15 protein-coding genes are annotated in these 15,606 nt (G+C 71.3%); 10 read left to right on the top strand and 5 right to left on the bottom strand.

Features of this window, described 5'->3' with window-relative positions:
• Positions 1–206 precede the first annotated feature (206 nt).
• Both OG594_RS21990 and OG594_RS21985 read left to right on the top strand, forming a co-directional pair.
• Positions 207–1,868, top strand: a complete 1,662-nt coding sequence (locus OG594_RS21990; protein ID WP_266601565.1) for an alpha/beta hydrolase — start codon at positions 207–209, stop codon at positions 1,866–1,868.
• Between the two features lie 230 nt (positions 1,869–2,098).
• Entirely contained in the window at positions 2,099–2,770 is a 672-nt protein-coding gene (locus tag OG594_RS21985) for a DUF4097 family beta strand repeat-containing protein (RefSeq protein ID WP_266601563.1), read from the top strand.
• Positions 2,771–2,863: 93 nt separating this feature from the next.
• On the opposite strand, the gene OG594_RS21980 is transcribed toward OG594_RS21985, so the two are convergent.
• Positions 2,864–3,907 carry a winged helix-turn-helix domain-containing protein gene (locus tag OG594_RS21980; RefSeq protein WP_266601561.1) on the bottom strand — a complete coding sequence of 348 codons (1,044 nt, stop codon included), beginning with the start codon at positions 3,905–3,907 and terminating at the stop codon, positions 2,864–2,866.
• Positions 3,908–4,135: 228 nt separating this feature from the next.
• Between OG594_RS21980 and OG594_RS21975 the strand changes: the two genes are divergently transcribed.
• A complete protein-coding gene (locus OG594_RS21975; protein WP_266601559.1) occupies positions 4,136–4,510 on the top strand; it encodes a hypothetical protein in 375 nt (124 codons plus the stop codon).
• 152 nt (positions 4,511–4,662) lie between these two features.
• The gene (locus OG594_RS21970; RefSeq protein WP_266601557.1) at positions 4,663–4,899 is read left to right on the top strand and encodes a hypothetical protein; all 237 of its coding nucleotides are present in this window, start codon (positions 4,663–4,665) and stop codon (positions 4,897–4,899) included.
• A 636-nt stretch (positions 4,900–5,535) separates the two neighbouring features.
• Here the strand turns inward: OG594_RS21970 and OG594_RS21965 are convergent.
• Positions 5,536–7,065, bottom strand: coding sequence for a hypothetical protein (locus OG594_RS21965; protein ID WP_266601555.1), 1,530 nt, complete (start codon positions 7,063–7,065; stop codon positions 5,536–5,538).
• A gap of 194 nt (positions 7,066–7,259) precedes the next feature.
• On the opposite strand from OG594_RS21965, the gene OG594_RS21960 reads away from it, so the two are divergent.
• Together OG594_RS21960 and OG594_RS21955 are read left to right on the top strand one after the other, a co-directional pair.
• A complete protein-coding gene (locus tag OG594_RS21960) occupies positions 7,260–7,481 on the top strand; it encodes a HEAT repeat domain-containing protein (protein ID WP_266601550.1) in 222 nt (73 codons plus the stop codon).
• A 10-nt stretch (positions 7,482–7,491) separates the two neighbouring features.
• Positions 7,492–7,995, top strand: coding sequence for a hypothetical protein (locus OG594_RS21955; protein ID WP_266601548.1), 504 nt, complete (start codon positions 7,492–7,494; stop codon positions 7,993–7,995).
• A gap of 72 nt (positions 7,996–8,067) precedes the next feature.
• Here OG594_RS21955 and OG594_RS21950 read toward each other — a convergent pair whose 3' ends face one another.
• The gene (locus tag OG594_RS21950) at positions 8,068–8,679 is read right to left on the bottom strand and encodes a hypothetical protein (RefSeq protein WP_266601546.1); all 612 of its coding nucleotides are present in this window, start codon (positions 8,677–8,679) and stop codon (positions 8,068–8,070) included.
• A 247-nt stretch (positions 8,680–8,926) separates the two neighbouring features.
• On the opposite strand from OG594_RS21950, the gene OG594_RS21945 reads away from it, so the two are divergent.
• On the top strand, positions 8,927–10,588 hold the full coding sequence (locus OG594_RS21945) for a serine/threonine-protein kinase (RefSeq protein WP_266601543.1): 1,662 nt from the start codon (positions 8,927–8,929) through the stop codon (positions 10,586–10,588).
• Positions 10,589–10,680: 92 nt separating this feature from the next.
• On the top strand, positions 10,681–11,253 hold the full coding sequence (locus OG594_RS21940) for an NADPH-dependent FMN reductase (RefSeq protein WP_266601541.1): 573 nt from the start codon (positions 10,681–10,683) through the stop codon (positions 11,251–11,253).
• Positions 11,254–11,330: 77 nt separating this feature from the next.
• On the opposite strand, the gene OG594_RS21935 is transcribed toward OG594_RS21940, so the two are convergent.
• Complete coding sequence (locus OG594_RS21935) at positions 11,331–12,335, bottom strand: hypothetical protein (protein WP_266601540.1); 1,005 nt, start codon at positions 12,333–12,335, stop codon at positions 11,331–11,333.
• A 423-nt stretch (positions 12,336–12,758) separates the two neighbouring features.
• On the opposite strand from OG594_RS21935, the gene OG594_RS21930 reads away from it, so the two are divergent.
• Together OG594_RS21930 and OG594_RS21925 are read left to right on the top strand one after the other, a co-directional pair.
• Positions 12,759–13,313 carry a 4'-phosphopantetheinyl transferase superfamily protein gene (locus OG594_RS21930; protein WP_266601538.1) on the top strand — a complete coding sequence of 185 codons (555 nt, stop codon included), beginning with the start codon at positions 12,759–12,761 and terminating at the stop codon, positions 13,311–13,313.
• Positions 13,313–14,023, top strand: coding sequence for a formylglycine-generating enzyme family protein (locus OG594_RS21925; RefSeq protein WP_266603121.1), 711 nt, complete (start codon positions 13,313–13,315; stop codon positions 14,021–14,023). The genes OG594_RS21930 and OG594_RS21925 overlap by 1 nt, the downstream gene beginning before the upstream one ends.
• A 68-nt stretch (positions 14,024–14,091) precedes the next feature.
• Here OG594_RS21925 and OG594_RS21920 read toward each other — a convergent pair whose 3' ends face one another.
• Positions 14,092–15,435, bottom strand: a complete 1,344-nt coding sequence (locus tag OG594_RS21920; protein WP_266601536.1) for a lipase family protein — start codon at positions 15,433–15,435, stop codon at positions 14,092–14,094.
• Between the last annotated feature and the right edge of the window lie 171 nt (positions 15,436–15,606).

Genomic DNA, 15,606 nt, shown 5'->3' with positions numbered 1-15,606 from the left:
GTACCGCCCCGACACCGGACGGACCAACGCGGCGCGTCCCCTGGCAGCGGCCCACGCCTTCCCCGACCGCCGTCCCCAGCCGCCGCGGGCCGGGGGCGTACAACCCTGGCGGTAGCCGGGAATCAACTCCTGGCGGGCCGACAGAGCCGTTGGCCGGCCGCTACGTTGGCGCCCGGTCCGCAGCATCCCTGACGGAGGAGCGCCGTATGACCCGTTTGGCCGACGACCCCCGCAAGCGCGTGGTCCGGGGGATATCCCTGGTCCTGATCACGGTCACCGCACTCCTAGGAGGAACACCCGGCCCCGCCGACGCCGCCCGCGCCACCGCGGCGGCCAGGGCGGGGGCAGCCGGGGAGGGGGCGGCCGGGGCGGGGGCCTCGGAGGCGCCGCCCGTCCCGGTGCTGTCCTGGGGCCCTTGCGACGGGGCGAAGGACGGCTTCGAGTGCGCGACCGCCCGGGTACCGTTGGACTACCGCCGGCCCGCCGGCCCCACGCTCGCGCTCGCGGTCACCCGCCGGGCGGCAGCCGATCCGACGCGCCGCACCGGCGTCCTGGTACTGCACCCCGGCGGACCCGGCAACTCCGGTGTGAACTTCGCCCGCAGCAGCTACGGGGCGCTGCCCGCCTCCCTGCGAGACACCTTCGACGTCGTCGGCTACGACATGCGCGGTGTGGCGCGCAGCGGGCAGGTCGAGTGCTGGGACGACGCGCAGTACTCCGCCGCGGTCGACGGTGCGCGCGGTGCGCCCGGGCCGGGGGCCCTCAAGGAGGCCCTGCGGCAGGGCGCCGCGTTCGCCGCCGCCTGCCGGGAACGCTCCGGGGGCCTGCTGCCGTACATCGGCACCGGGTCCAACGCCGGCGACATCGACCTGCTCAGGCAGGCCCTGGGAGAGGAAACGCTCTCCTTCTACGGCCGTTCCTTCGGCAGCTACGTCGGCACCGTGTACGCCGCCCGGTTCCCGGAGCGGGTACGTGCCATGGTCCTGGACGGGGCCTACGATCCGCGCCGCTACGGGGACCTGCCCTACGCGTACGACGCCGCGCAATTCACCGCCCTGGACGCAGCGGTCGGCCGGTTCCTGGACTGGTGCGGGCGCAATGCGGCAGCCTGCGGGTTCGGTGAGGGCCACCCGCGGCAGGCATTCGAACAGCTGAAAAGGGATCTGGACGCGCACCCGGTGATCACCACGAGCGGGCGCCCGGCCACCGGCTACACCCTGGCCTACCGCCTCATGTTCAACATCAACGCGGGCAAGGAAATCTGGCCCCATCTGGGGCAGGCCCTGCGGTCCGCCCAAGCACGGCAGGCCTCGTTCCTCCTGTCGCCCCCTTCGCCCGCATCATTCGACTTCCTCACCGTCAACACGGCCGTCGAGTGCGCCGATCGCCTCTATCCGAGCAGCCGGCCACTCCTGCGCACACTGATCGCCGCCGAGGCCGCGTCCGCCCCGCTGCTGGGACCTCCGATCGCTCTCGGGCCCCCCACCTACGACCACAACCACGCACCCGCCTGTACCCAGTGGTCGACGGAACGCCCGAGCCGTTTCGAGGGCTCCTACCGGGCGGCGGGTTCCGCCCCGATCTTGGTACTCGGCACGACCGGAGACCCGGACACCCCCTACCAAGACGCCGTAACCCTGGCCGGGACACTGGCCAGCGGACGACTGCTCACCTTCAACGCCGAGGGGCACACCGCCTACCACCGCAGCGCATGCATCAGCACCCTGGTCGACACCTACCTCACCACTCTGACACTGCCTGCCCGAGGCACCGTCTGCACGGACGAAACGCCACCACAGCCGCTCGACCGCCGCACCACGACCCCTGAGGTGGACGAAACGCACGACGTAATCCCCGTCCTGCACTGAACAGACCGACCGTCAGGCATGAGCATTCACCCTCACTCCATTGCAACGAAATGGGGTGAGGGTCGTTGCGTTAAGCCCGAAACCATTGCAATGAAATCCTCGACTTGACCTGCGTGAACGCAGTTTTGAGGCAACGAGTCTGTTGCCAGATCCTCGAATGCAACGTAGCTTTTCGTTCATCAGAAACCGCGGAGCGCACGGAGCGCAGCCGCTGATGAAGGAGAAGGACCATGCAGAAGTTCGCCACCGCCACCCCGATCACCGCCGTCCTGGACGTCCCCGCCGCACTCATCCACTTCATCGCTGCCGACCGGGCCGACACCACCGTCGAGATCCTGCCCGTCGACACCTCCAACAGCCGCGACGTGAAGGCCGCCGAGCAGACCACCGCCACCTGCCAGGACGGTGTACTGCGGATCGCGGCCGCACCGGCGAAGAGCCCGGTCGTCGGCAACCCGGGATCCGTCAAGATCACCGTCCAACTCCCGGCCGACTCCCGCATCGAAGCGAAGACCGCCACCGCGGAGTTCCGCAGCACCGGGCGCCTCGGCGACGTCGCGTTCGAGAGCGCCCACGGCACGGTCAACCTCGACGAGACCGCGAGCGCCCACCTCACCCTGATGGCCGGCGACGTCTCCGTCGGACGCCTGGGCGGCGCCGCGCAGATCACCACCCAGAAGGGCGACCTGCACATCGCCGAGGCCCAGCGCGGCACCGTCGAACTGACCACCCAGGCCGGCGACATCACCGTCGGCGCCGCCCGCGGGGCCTCCGCCACCCTCGACGCCGGCACCGCCTACGGCCGCATCCACAACGCCCTCACCAACACCGACGGCGCCGCCGCCGGCCTCACCATCCGCGCCACCACCTCCTACGGCGACATCACCGCCCGCAGCATCTGACCTGCAGTCACGCCGGTGCGTTCGGCACGGTTGGCCCGTTTCATCCTGCCGAACGCGAGCCCGCCCCCGGGGGGGAGCAGAGTCCGTGTCAGGTCAGGTACCGGAAGGGGCCGCACCGTTGGAATTCAGCAGGTCGAGACCGAAACGGCTCACCGTATGAAGGGCGGCCTTCCGCTCCCGGGTGAGGGTGGTCAGCCCGGCGCTGCGCAGCGTGGTGGCGTGCTCGCTGGCGCTAGCAGGTGAGATGCCCGCCCTGTGGGCGAGCTGCGTAGTGGTGCACGCCGGATGGTCGGCTATCACGCACAACACGACCGCCCTGGTACGGCCGAGGAGCGCGGACAGCGCTGGTGGTACGGGGGCATCGACCTGGCGTGAATCGGCGGAGGGAGCCCATAGGCCGGCCGCCTCCGCCGGGTTGTTCAGCGCCGGATACACCATGACGACCGTTTCGGACCGGAGGCCGGTGAACAACTGGGGAACCGGCCCGCAGAACACCGAGGGAGCCAGAACGAGCGAACGACCCGCCAAGTGGAAGTCGGCCTCCGGGTGGACCAGCGGCCGGTATCCCGGGATCTCCAGCACGGGCGCCTTCCACAAGGCCATCGGGCGCAGGCTGTCCAGCAGTGCCCCCACCCCGCCCTCCACCATGAGCCTCCCGCGCCGGGCTACTTCCCCGTCCAGGTGCTGGTGGATGCGCCCCCAGTACGGGGCCACCGCGACGCGGTGGCAGTCCTGCAGCGCGGCGGCCAGCCTTCGTACCGCCCGCGGGTCGGCATGCATCGCTTCGGTCAGCCACGGTGCCCGCCACCTGTCCGTGGGCGGAAGCACCGCGAACTCCGCGCGCAGCTGCCGGTCCGGCGTACTGTTCAGCCGTTCCACCCCCTCGTCCATGCAGCCTGCCGCGCCGACGAGGGTGAACAGATCCACGAGCCCGCCGGCGGGTCGGCTGAGGAACCGTGCGGTGTCCGGCCCGTCGCTGGTGACCAGCGGGCCCGTGCGCGTGCGCCAGCCGCCGAACAACGCCTTGCCATCGCGCCGCTGGAGGTTCCACAAGCTCAGCTGCGTCTCCGCGAGGGGACCCAGAACAGTGACCCGTACCAGCGCCAGATCCTCTGCAGTGAAGTGGAACCGCAGCACGCCTACCTCCTCGTCCGCCCCTGCAGGCGATGCTCCCCACCGCCCTCGCTCGGGGACAGACCGAAACGAGTCGACTCCTCTTCCGGCCCGGGTAAATCCTGCTCTGCAGCCACGCCCGGCCCGGGGCACCCCGCCTCTCGTTGCCTCAGCCCGGAGGGATGAACCATGGAGATCCGCCGACGCTTTGCCACGGGCCGGCTCGCAGCCGCGCTGGTCGGGAGCGCACTCGTGACTGCACCCACTGCCCAGGCTCGGACGTCCGAGTCGGCAGCATCGTGTTTCGACCCCTCGACCAGCTACTCCAAGCCCGCCGGAGACGTGGACCTCCCGGCCGGCCGGCTCTTCTCCACCTCGAACGCCTGCACCGACATCCACATCAGGCCCCACACGAACCGATACATCAACGTCTGCTTCGAGACCCAGGGACGGCTGGAGTGCCAGGCGAACTACGCGCTCGCCCGCGGGGGCCAGTGGAACACGATCGCGACCAACGTGCGGCACGGCGCCCTGTTCGCCTTCTCCTTCCGCTCCGATGCGGCGTTCACCGGCCGTTGGGCCGCCCGACCCGGCGGGCTCGCCCCGGATGAGGCTGGTGCGGCGTAGGGCGACCTTTACCCTGCGGTGCCGGGGTGGGCCCTGCCATACTCTGCGATATGGGGAGAGCTTTGAGTCGCACCCGATCGTGGGGGCCAGGTGATCTGACCGGTGGACCGGTCGATCAGGTTTTTGCACAGGTGCGTCAGGCTGTGCCTGGATTGGCCATCGAACGTCTGGCGGTCACGTGGGCCAGCGACGACGACAACGTGTACTTCCTGGGTGTCGGATCGGTCCCGGACCTCGTCCAGTTCGATACCGGCCCGGACGGTCAGCCGCCGTTCTTGGTCGAGACCGATCATTGTCGGGCGGTGACCTCGGAAGTCGCCGAGGCGGTAGCGGCCGTTTCCGCGGGGCTGGGGTCAGGCGACGCTGGTTCCGGCGACGACCTTCCGTAAGTGGGCGCGCCTGTCCGATGCCCGATGGGAACCGTTTCCGACCCCGGTCAGCGGTGCGCCGCCTATCCCCGCTCCCAGTAGGCACAGTTGCGGCGGGTCTCCGGCGCCTCCGGGGTGGAACTCGGGCAAGGCAGCGGTTCTTGTGGCGGTGAGGAAGGGCGCTCCCATCGATGTGGCCCTGCCGGAGCGCCTGCCCCGTCCTCCATGGAGAGGGTGGCCGCGCCACCGAGTAGGACCAGCGCTACCCAACCGCCCCACAACCACCGTCGCACCGGCCTCGACACCGTCCGCATCCCCCTGCCGCCCGGGCGTGTTGATCACGAGCGTGGTGAGCACCCGTCAGGTCTTGATCATGACGAAGGCCTCCGGTGTGGTGGAGGACGTCTTGAACTGCACCCCACACGAAGGTCATCGCGCCCTACCGTAGTGTCCGCCCGACCGTTCACGGCAGGCGGATCTCGGTCGAACGCGTTCCCACAAGCTGCCCTGTCACCCATGTCGCGGCCGGGCATCCCGCCCGACGACTACCACGAACGGGTCCGTCGATGATGTCGATGGTGGGGACCGGTGCCCGTGCGGAGGGGCCTGCCGGGGGGTACACCCCGGCAGGCCCCTTCACCTGCTGCGGGTGACCGTTCAGCCCGTCGTACGACGGCGGCGGCCGGTGCCGGCAACCAGGGCCGCGCCCATGGCCAGCGCCACACCAGCACCTCCGAGGGCCCAGCTGCTGGCCGCGTCGGCGCCGGTGGCGGCGAGCTCGCCGCCGGCCCCGGTGGTGGTTCCGGTCTGGCCGGTGCTGCCCGTGGCGCTGATCGGCGTGGTGGTGCCGCCGTTCGGGCCGGGCCGGTTGCCGGTGTTCGGGTCGGCGGCCAGGATCTTCACCAGGACCGGGCGGCTGGAACTCCGAAGGTGCGAGCCGATCTCGAGGACCGTGCCGGAGGCCTGGAACTGCGCGTAGCCGAGCGGGGTGTCGGCGGCGAACCGGATGCGCAGCTTGACGTCGAAGGTCTTGCCCGCGGGGATGCTGCCACCTGCCAGGTGGTTGACGATGTAGTAGCCGTCGCTGTAGCCGAGTTCCGCACGCTCCCAGCCGTTCTTCCCGTAGACCTCGACCTCCAGCTTCTCGCCTTCCGTCGGGACCCAGTCGGGCCGGGCGAGGGTGAAGTACAAGTGGAAGTCGTCCAGGGCCGGCTTGCCGGAGTTGTCGACGTGGACCGTGAGGTCCTGCCAGGCACCGCCCACCGCGAGGCCGCCGGGCAGGCCGCCGATGGTGAGCTTGGGGCCCTCGGTCACCACGGGCTGGTCGTTGTCGGGGGTCGCGCCCGTGATCCCGGTGCTGTACCAGGACGTGGGCGAGGCACTGGTCTTGCCACCGATGCGGCTCGTGCCGTCGGCGGTGAGGTCGAAGGCGACGACCGGGGTGTCCGCGGCGAAGCTGATCCGCACGTCGATGGCGTAGACGGCGTCGACGGCCACGGAGGTGGTCGTCGCGAGCTTGTAGACGAACCCGTTGCCGAACTGCGGGCCCTGGACCAGCTTCGCCGGCTGCCAGGAGACGGATCCGTCCGCGGCGGTGACCCGCTGCTCGACCTTGACCTGCGAGGCCTTGATCTTCCCGTCCCTGTGCGTGACGGAGATCTCGGGCGTGTAGTTCGCGACCGCGACGTGGCCCGAGTTGTCGACCTGCACGGTCAGCGGGGTCCAGCTGCCGTCGGCCTTGAAACCGGCCTTCGGGATGCCCTGCACGCTGACTTCGGGCCCCATGAGCATCCCGGTGGGCAGCTCTTGGTCGGGGTCCTCGGTCGCGGGGCCCGCGGCGTCCTTCGCCGGCGTTCCGGCGGCCGGGTGTGCGGGCGTTCCGGCGGCCGGGGGTGCGGGTGTCTGGGCGGCCGGCGGCTGCGGGACGGCCGGCGGCGCCACCGCGGACCCGGAGGCCGGCGGCTCGGCCGAAGTGCCGGTAGTGGCAGGAGCGGCAGTAGTGGCAGTAGTGGCGGGCTTCTCCGCCGCCGCGGTCTCCCCGGCAGCCGGCGCCGTGTCGCCCTTCGGCTCGGCGTCCGGCGTGGTCACGGCCGGCTGCCTCTGCTCGTCGGCCATCGCGGGCGTGGTGAGCAGGACCGGACCGACGACGGCCGCGGCCGCGACGGCGGCGATGCGCTTGATCTTCACTTCTCAATTCCCCCCTCGTTTTGAACATGATCAGATTAGAGGGTCTGGAGGGGTCAGTGTCCGAAAATCGGATCACAGGTCGGACAAGACATCCGGACGCCCCCGCTCCATGCCGTGCGCTCCCCCACCCCGGAACGACCGGCTTGGTTCACGCCGACCCGGTCCTGGCCCAACCAAGGCGATAGCCTCCGTCCGTGACCCATCGCCGCAACCAGGCCGCAGATCCTCACGCCGCTGAGCCGCCTCACCACGAGACGCTCCTGGCGAGCACCGACTGGGCCTCGCTCGCCACCCCGTACGGGACGGGCGAGTCACTGCCGGCGGCCCTCGCCCGTCTCATCGACCCTGACCCGCGCGTCAGGGAGGCTGCGGTCCACGACCATCCGGTCCTCACCGAGGACGGCTTCTCATCATGAGGAGCAGGGCGTGGGAAGTCTGTTGAGGAGCGTTTCCGGGGTCCGATGGGGAGAACTGCACGACGCGACGGGGGCTGCGGCCTCCGGTATTCCCCCTCTGCTGTCCCGGATCGCATACGAAGATGAGGACACGGCCCGTATCGCCATCGATGACCTCGGCGATGCCGTCTGTGCGCTGGGGTTCGTCGTTGGCGAGGCGACGGCCCACACGGTCCCGTTCCTACTCGAACTGGTCGGGTCCCCGCACGTGGCTTGCAAGGCCGAGTTGTTGGACCTGCTGGAAAGCATCTGCCGGACCGACCAGTGGCACTCCGCCGCCGCGGCGGCCCAGGACCGCAAGCACGACGCGAACTACCGGCAGCGAACGGGCTGGGAGGCAGCCGCAAGGACAGCCGTGTACGCGGGCCGGTCAGTCATCGAGGGTGTCGCCTCCTCCGTACGACCGGAGGAGGCGACACCCGCTCGGAAGTTGTTGCTGGTGATGGACGGCACCCCGCCGTTCCCGGAGCCATGAGCGGTCATTGCGGACAGCCCTCAGCTCCGGACGTTCGGCCGCGCCGGCTTCGATCTTCTGCGGACACGAGTCCTACGTACTGAGCGGCTCCTCGGTCTCCGAGCGGAGATCGTAGATCGGGAACTTCGTGGGCGAAGGATGTTCCCTGCACGCTTCTCCGTGGAGTTCTTCGGGTCGCAGCGCCCAGGCAATGGCCTCGTCCGCACCGCAGAACGACGGATCAAGGTGGAACGTGGTCCGGGTCCCGACCGGTTTCGGCGCTGAGAACTCTTCCCGCGGGCCGGTCGGGGCCATCCCGACCAGCTCCTGACGAAGGCCGTGGCCATCCCGCCACACCTCGATGACCGTGCGGACGCTGAGTGCGGCAGCCGCGGAGGGAGCCCAGCGTTGCCTGTCGAACATGTCGAGCAGGGAGCCGAAGAACCGCGGCGCGCGCCTCTCCTGTGCGTCGGCGCTGGGACGTTGATCGCTCTCCACTGTGAAGCTGAGGTCAGATCCGATCTCGATGCTGATCCGTCCGTGCCTGCCGTCGCGACGGTGCAGAGCATCCCAGGCCACCGCTCGAAGGACCTCGGTGGGAAGCTCGGGGCTGCCCTGATCTACCAGAAAATACTGCGCCGGGCGGCGCCGCACGTGCGCCACGAAGTCGACCACCCCAAGCGGCTCGACTGCGAATTTCTCCACTCGCCCCCCATCTGTGCACCTTCGGCCAGTCACAGCCGATGATGGCACCCGCCACCGACATGCTCCGCGCTCCGCGCTCCCCACTCGCGTCCGGGCACCGTGCCGGACCGTTACGAGGAACTGAGCCGGAGCCACAGCCCCCTGAGCAGGCGGAGCGAGGGCTCGTCCTCTAGGGTCCATCACGGCGGCCCGGCATCCGGGCCGCGCGGCGCGGACCGGCAACGGCCGGGGGGAACAGGGGGAACTGATGGAGTCTTTGCGGCCCGGTGACCCGCTGGAGATCGGCGGGTACCGTCTGCTCGCCCGGCTCGGATCGGGGGGCATGGGCGAGGTGTTCCTGGCGCGGACGATGTCCGGGCGGGCGCTCGCGCTGAAGACCGTGCACCGCGAGCTGAGCCTGGACGCGGACTTCGCGCACCGCTTCGACCGGGAGATACGCACCAGCGACCGAGTACGTAGCCCGTGGACGGTGTCGGTGGTCGATTTCAGCGCACCGGGCGCCTCCCCGCAGTGGCTGGCGACCGAGTACGTGCCCGCGCCGTCGCTGGGTGACTGGGTACGCGGATGGGGGCCGCTACAGGCCCCGGCCGTCCAGCAGCTGGGACGGGAACTGTCGGCGGCCCTGGTCAGCGTACGGGCGGCAGGTATCGTCCACCGCGACATCAAACCGGCGAACGTACTGCTGGGCACGGAGCGGCCCTTCCTGATCGACTTCGGTATCGCCCGCACGGTCCGCGACCCGCGGCACACCCGCACCGGCACGGTCATCGGCACACCGGGCTTCCTGGCGCCGGAACAGGCCACTGGCGCGGTGGCCGGGGCCGCGGCAGACGTGTTCTCCCTCGCCGCGGTACTCGTGTACGCGGCGACCGGCCGCAGTCCCTTCCTCGCGGAGGGCGAGGAACTGGACCTGCCGGCCCTGCTGTACCGGATCGTGCACGACGAACCGCACCTCGACGGTGTACCGCAGCCGCTCCGGGCGCTGGTGAGGGAATGCCTCGCCAAGGACCCGCAACAACGTCCCCTTGCCGAAGACATAGCGGCACGGCTGGCCGGCGGCAGCCCGGTGCAGGGCTGGGGGCCCGCCGCGCCGCAGGCCCTGGCGGCCGAGGCCGGCCGACGGGAGACCGAGCTCCGCCATCTCCTCACGCTCCCCCCACCGCCAACCAGCAGCCCCCACGCCCCCCGTGCGAACGACGCTCTCGGAGCTTCCGGCGCGGACAGCTCTCCCCCCGCATCCGTGCCCGGACCGCTCTCGCCTCCTCCGACGCCGCCCTACTCCCCCGCACCCCCGAGGCGCGGGTCGGGGCGGGCGGTCCTGCGTTCGCGGGGCGCCGGTGCGGCCGCGGGTGCCACCATCGTCGCCGCCGCAGCCGTCGCGCTCTCGGTGTGGCTCCCCGGACACCGCGACGACGGCGACGGAAGCGGGAGCCGGACCCCCTCCCCCGGGGCGTCCTCACCCGGGGCGTCCTCACCCGGGGCTTCCTCACCGGCAACGGGTCCGGCGGGGGCGCTGCCGGCCGCGTGGGCCGGTACGTGGTCGGGTGCCGGACCCGGAACTCCTGACGCGGACGGCGTGTCCCGGGCGCGCACGGGTGAGTTCTCCGTCACCGTCACACTGAACGGCGGAGCGGTGGGCGAGCTCGTGGGCCGGCAGGTCAGCGACCTCAAGGAGCTCACCACCGGGCAGAACCTGGGATGCACCGAGGCCCTGCGGCTACAGCAGATCCGCGGGAACAGCGCGGTGTTCGAAGCGGCGACCAGCCATCCCACCGACCGTGCGGCGGTCCTCGAGTGCCCCCGGGGCAACCTGTACGTGCTGACGATGACGGCCCCGGACCGCCTCACACTGGAAACAGAGGGGGCACAGTCGGCGGGCGCTCCCGCGGCGCTGACCCGCCGCCCGTGATCCACCGCCCATGACCCACCGCCCGTGGCCCTCACGCCTTTGTCCCTCAGTCCTTTGACCTCAACCGGACTTGATGTTCTACACATGAGGTCATGACCACTCCCCTCCGTATCGCACTCGTCGTCGGCAGCACCCGGGAAGGCCGGTTCGGCCCCACCGTCGCCCGCTGGTTCGAAACCATCGCCGCCGCCCGCACCGACATCGAGCTCACCGTCGCCGACCTCGCGGACGCCGACCTCCCGGCACACTGGACCCCCGACCTCACACCCCACGGCCGCGCATTCGTCGAACGCCTCGCCCTAGCGGACGCCTACGTGGTCCTCACTCCCGAGTACAACCACTCCTTCCCCGCCTCCCTGAAACAGGCCATCGACATCGCCGGGCAGGTCTGGCGGCGCAAACCGGTCGGTTTCGTTTCCTACGGCGGCCTCTCCGGCGGCCTGCGGGCCGTCGAGCAACTCCGCCCCGTCTTCGCCGAACTCCACGCCACCACGCTCCGCGAAACGGTCAGCTTCCACCAGTTCCCCTTCGACGAAACCGGAGCACCCCGCGACGCCGACGCTGCCGCACGGGCCGCCACCCTCCTCTTCGACGACCTCCTGTGGTGGGGCCACGCCCTACGCACCGCACGCCAGCACGACGAAGCAAAGGACCGAGCCGCCTGACCACACCCGCCCCGCACCCCGGCTGCGGCTGCCCGGCGGCAGCCACAGTCGGGCAGGGCGGCCGCCGCTCCCGGGGTTCAGGTGGGAACGGCACGCGGCAGCTCGGGGGCACGCAGTACGTCCAGGCGTGCCTGTGCCAGCCGCAGGTAACGGGGTTCCAACGCGGGCAGGGTCCCCAGCAGGGCGAGCAGTTCGGCCCCCGACTCCACCGCCGAAGCCCGGTCCCTGAGCTGGGTCCAGCAGTACAGCGCCCCGGCCGCCGCGGCATAGACCTCGGGGGCAGCCGCGCCCTGACCGGCCAGCCGGACCCGACAGGCGCCGATCCACAACCCCGTCGCCAGCAGGAAATCACCCGCCATCCGCGCCAGATCTGCGCGGATCTCCGCCCACTGGACCGCCTCCGGGGAGGAGAACCCGTAGGCGTGCCGGACATGCTCCTCCCACGCCCGAGCCAGAGCCGCCGCCTCCGCGTGACGGCCCGCGGTCGCCAATGCATGGATGTGCGGCCGCGGATCCCCACCCGACACCCCGCCCGGCACCCCGTCGGAGGCCGGGACGGCCGGCCCGCCCGGTTCCTGCCACGCCCCCTGCCGGTCCGGCTGCTGCTGCGGCTGCGGCTGCGGTTGCTGCTGCGGGCCCGGGCGCATGCCCAGTTCGCGGGCGGTCGGCAGGACCAGCGCACCCGGCGGCAGACCCGCCGCTCCCGCCGCCAAAGCGTGCAGCTGCACATCGGCCGGCCGGGACGGGCTACGGCGCAGCTGCTCGATCCAGTGCCGCGTGTAGCCGCTGACCGTGCCGCTCCCCGCCGCGAAACCCGGCGGGCACACCACCCCGTACACCTCCGGAGACGGCAAGCCCGGCAGGCCGCCGCACTCCTGGAGCAACGGCCAGGCCTCCTTGTCCGCGGCCAGGTCGAGGAGCACCGTCGTCAGCCCGGCAGGACGGCCCCGCAGCTCGCCCACCAGCCAATCCCACGGCAGAGCCGTGTACCGCACGGCCGCCCGCGCCGTCCCCGCCAGAGCCAGGTACAGCCCGCGGCCGCGCCGGTCAGCGGTGAGCCGGCCCGAAAGATAGAGGAGCAACGGCCCCGGAGTAGCGGCTGCTGCACGCAACCGCGCCAGCACCGTGTTCGGATCACGTGCCCCGTCCAGACACACCGTGTCCGTCGGAAGCCCGCTGCCCAGCAACACCGAAGCCGGCACCATCGCAAGAGCGGCAAGATTCGCGCTCGGTGCAAGGTGCACCGTGCCGCGGCGCACCGCGGCGTCCCCCGCTATGAGAAGGACGTGCCCCCGCTGCTGCCCCGAACCGATCAAGTACATGGACAGACCGTACCCACCCCACGAACACCACCGCGACCACCGCGACCACCGCGGGGGAAGGGGACCGCGCGGGTGGGCGGACCGTACGACCTGGTACGGCCGACGGACCGGATGGGCCGGTGGTCCCCCTGTGGAGGGGTCGGGGTGCCGTGGCCACCTGTCACCTCCCCTACTCTCGGTCAGATGATCGAGTACGTGAACCAACTCGGCTCCGGGGCACCGCGGATCGGGCCGCCGCCCACGGGCACGGACGCCTCGGTGTGGTCCCTGGACACCGCCGCGGACACGGTCGGCGGGTACCGCGTCGAGGAGGCGGACGCCGTCCTGGACGCCGGGGAACGCGAGAAGGCCGCACGGCTGCTGCCCGGCCACCGCCACCGCTACCTCGCCGCGCACCTGGGGCTACGGGTCCTGCTCGGCGCCCGTCTCGGCCTCGACCCGCGGGAGGTCGCCCTGGTCCGGGAGGACTGCCCGTGCTGCGGCGGCCCCCACGGCCGTCCCGCCGTCGCCGGCGGCGGCGTCCACTTCTCCCTCTCCCACAGCGGTGACCTGGCCTACTTCGCCGTCGCCGACGTCCTGGAGTCCCTGCACCCGGTGGAGAGCGCCGAGTTGACCGCCCTGCCCGCCCCCGAGGGCTACGCCGCCGCCCTCGCCGTGGCCGACCACCACGATCAGGGCCAACACCAGCACCAGCACCAGGGACACGACCAGGAAGAGGAACAGGAGAACCAGACATGATGATCACCGTGCCGGGCGGACACGTCACCCTCTCGGACCGCCGCACCGAGCGCAGTTGGACCGTCGAGGTCGCCCCGTACCTCCTCTCCGCGCACCCCCTCACCCGGGCCGGCTACGCACAGGTGACCACGACACGGCCCGACGGCGGGCAGGGCGGCGGGCGGCTCCCGGCCCACAGCGTGTCGTGGTGGGACGCGGTCCGGTACTGCAACGCCCTGTCCCGGCAGGAAGGACTGACCCCCGCCTACCGCCTCCCCCACACCGCCGAATCCGCCGACACTAAGGACGGCGGGGACGGCGGGGACGGCGGGGACGGCGAAGGGGCTCACATCATCTGGGACCGGGACGCGGACGGGTACCGGCTACCGACCGAGGCCGAGTGGGAACACGCCTGCCGGGCCGGCACCACCGGCCCCCGCTACGGGCCCCTCGACGACATCGCCTGGCACCGCGGGAACTCCGGGGAACGGATCCACGAGGTCGGCGGCCGCCGCCCCAACCCGTGGGGCCTGTACGACATGCTCGGCAACGTCTGGGAGTGGTGCTGGGACTTCTACGACCCCGAGGTGTACGGCTCCTACCGGGTGCTGCGCGGCGGCGGCTGGTTCGACGAGCACTGGAGCTGCCGCGCCTCCGTACGGCGGCGCAGCCACCCGACGCTGCGGATCGAGGACGTGGGACTGCGGCTCGCCCGCTCCCCACGGCCCTGACCGGCCACCGTCCCGGGCGCGGGCCTGCCGCGCGGATGAGGCGCGGCAGGCAGGCCCTCGCACGGACGTCAGGACCGCGACGTCGGCTCCTCCGGTGCCAGTGAGTTGCCCGGGGCGATGCGGCCGCAGTCGGACGGGGCCGGCCTGCCCGCGAAGCGGTCACCCAGCCAGCCGAGAGCGGCGGGGGCCCAGGCCACGGCCGCACCCGTGTGGCTGAGCAGCTCGTACTGGCTGTACTTGACGGCGGAGTTACCGGTGGCGCAGTACTGCCGGGCGAGCGCCCGCACGTCCCCGCTGACCATGACGCCGTCGCCCGTTCCGATCCCCCGGCGGTTGCCGAAGGTCCCTTCCAGGAAGCCCGCGTCGCCCTGGGCGATGAATCCGGGGATGGCGGGGGTGCCGGCCGAGCCGAGGTTGATCTTGTTCATCGCCTCCACGAACGTGGGGATCGAGTTGGGGTCGGCGTACTGCGACTTCGCCATCTTCTTCCAGGTCAGCCCGGGGTAGCGGCCGATCGCGTCGACGATGGAGCCGTGCTCCAGCTCCTTGTACACCTCCAGGCCGTAGCCGTTGAGATAGGACTTGAGGTCGATGCCGTAGGACCGGGAGACGCCGATGACCGCCATGGGGATGACGCCCGACCAGGCCAGCGAGCCGTCCACGTACTTCAGGTTGTGTGCCGGGTCGACGAGCAGACCGCCCTCGGCGTAACCCACCAGCTTGCGCTGCACGTCCGGCGCGTAGCTCGGAGCGAGTGCGGCGGCCCAGTTGGTCGCGATGGAACCACCGGAGTAGCCCATGAGGCCGAATGCGGTGGCCGAATTCAGTCCGGTCTGCGGCGACTTGGTGGCGGCGCGGATCGAGTCCAGCGTGTTCGTCCCGTACTCCGGTCCCGCAGCGAAGTGCGCCTGCTGCCCCTCGGTGTCCGGGATGACGACGTCGTAGCCCTGGGTCAACAGCGGCGCCAGGAAGACGGCCTCGACGTTCGGGATGAGGCCGCCCAGGGTGACGTCGCCCGCGATCGCGCGGGACGGCCCGTCCTCCGGGTTGAGGGAATCGTAGAACGACTGGTAGGACACCGCCTTGCTGCGGTCACCCGTCGGGCTGCGCACCACCGTGGTCACGTTGGCGGCCGGGCGGCCCTGGGCGTCGGTGGTGCGGTAGAGCAGTTGGACCGCCTTCAGCGGCGTGGAGATGCCGAGGAGGTGGTACTGCAGCGTCCGGGTCTTCAGCACGGTGCCCGGCGCGAAAGCGGACAGGGGCGTGCTGTCGCCATAGGCGTAGAACGGGTCGCCCGTCGTGGACGTCGCTGCTGCCGGCGCGGACTGGGCGGCGGTGGCCGCCGGCGCGGCGGTCATGGCCGCCGCGGTGACGACGGCGACGGCGATCAGGCGAACGGCTGCCTTGGACATGTGTTCCTCGATTTCTGGGTGGGGGGGGCTGACGTGCCGGTACGAGGTCGGGCGCATCGGCACGTCAGGCCGGGGCGGGCGGCCCCCGGCAGGGGATTGCGGGGAACGACGCGGCCGGGGTCTGCCGCATCTGGCCATCCACCGGTCAACCGTGTTACCAACCAGTAGGAC

The sequence above is a fragment of the Streptomyces sp. NBC_01214 genome, from assembly GCF_026340975.1.
Taxonomy (GTDB): Bacteria; Actinomycetota; Actinomycetes; order Streptomycetales; family Streptomycetaceae; genus Streptomyces.
The sequence above is the reverse complement of the archived record's forward strand: the minus strand, read 5'-3'. Positions and strand labels throughout refer to the sequence as shown.

Bases quoted from the DNA above. Each gene is read 5' to 3' on its own strand.
- OG594_RS21990 (WP_266601565.1), top strand. From the start codon at position 207: ATGACCCGTTTGGCCGACGACCCCCGCAAGCGCGTGGTCCGGGGGATA.
- OG594_RS21985 (WP_266601563.1), top strand. From the start codon at position 2,099: ATGCAGAAGTTCGCCACCGCCACCCCGATCACCGCCGTCCTGGACGTC.
- OG594_RS21945 (WP_266601543.1), top strand. From the start codon at position 8,927: ATGGAGTCTTTGCGGCCCGGTGACCCGCTGGAGATCGGCGGGTACCGT.
- OG594_RS21940 (WP_266601541.1), top strand. From the start codon at position 10,681: ATGACCACTCCCCTCCGTATCGCACTCGTCGTCGGCAGCACCCGGGAA.
- OG594_RS21930 (WP_266601538.1), top strand. From the start codon at position 12,759: ATGATCGAGTACGTGAACCAACTCGGCTCCGGGGCACCGCGGATCGGG.
- OG594_RS21925 (WP_266603121.1), top strand. From the start codon at position 13,313: ATGATCACCGTGCCGGGCGGACACGTCACCCTCTCGGACCGCCGCACC.
- OG594_RS21920 (WP_266601536.1), bottom strand. From the start codon at position 15,435: ATGTCCAAGGCAGCCGTTCGCCTGATCGCCGTCGCCGTCGTCACCGCG.